General features: G+C 65.9%; 1 pseudogene. It reads right to left on the reverse strand.

Annotation, left to right across the window (positions count from 1 at the left end):
* A pseudogene (locus HX846_RS38685) lies at positions 1-358 on the reverse strand (lyase family protein); the annotation flags it as partial.

Here is a 358-nt window from a genome sequence, read left to right on the forward strand (position 1 = left end):
CGCGTTTGCAGCATTGTTCCAGCAGATGGTGCGCGGTTTCGCGGCCCAGGCGCTGGGCGAGGACGATGCTGACCGCTTCGGCCAGTACCAGGCCCTGGGTCAGATCAAGGTTTTGGACCATGCGCCGGGGGTCGACTTCCAGGCCTTCGCTGACCAGCAGCGCCTGATGCAACGCACCGGATACCAGCCGGCAAATCTCCGGCAGGGTTTCCCATTCGGCGTGCCACAGGCCCAGGCTGCGTTCGTGTTCCTGGGGCATCGCGCTGAACATCGTTGCCACCAGGCCGGGCACTCGCGTGGCAGCGCTGATCAGCACGGCAGCGCCCACCGGGTTGCGCTTGTGGGGCATGGTCGAAGA

The organism is Pseudomonas sp. K5002, assembly GCF_013386655.1.
Classification (GTDB): Bacteria; Pseudomonadota; Gammaproteobacteria; order Pseudomonadales; family Pseudomonadaceae; genus Aquipseudomonas.